The following is a 259-nucleotide window of genomic DNA, read 5'->3' as shown; positions in this document are numbered from 1 at the left end:
AAATCTGCAAGTAATTGGCTGACAGATTTTAGAACTCCCCGAGTTGGGTTCGAACCAACGACCCTTCGGTTAACAGCCGAATGCTCTACCGCTGAGCTATCGAGGACTACTCTTATTATTATAAACACTTTACATATATTTTGCAAGTGCTTTTTTCATTTTTTATGTACTCTGAAAACCACATACAAATTTAAATCTTCACTCCATCCATTCTTCCTTACCCTGTCCTACCTTCTTGGTTATGCCCTCGACCGATTAG

Annotated in this window: 1 tRNA gene; it reads right to left on the bottom strand. The window is 39.8% G+C overall.

What is annotated here, in order from left to right:
• Positions 1-34: 34 nt before the first annotated feature.
• Positions 35-106, bottom strand: a tRNA-Asn gene (locus PGU50_RS15315).
• Positions 107-259: the final 153 nt, after the last annotated feature.

Source organism: Coprococcus sp. AM11-30B, assembly GCF_027674365.1.
Lineage (GTDB): Bacteria > Bacillota > Clostridia > Lachnospirales > Lachnospiraceae > Allocoprococcus > Allocoprococcus comes.
Note: the sequence above shows the minus strand (reverse complement) of the source record. Positions and strands in the feature narration are given on the sequence as shown.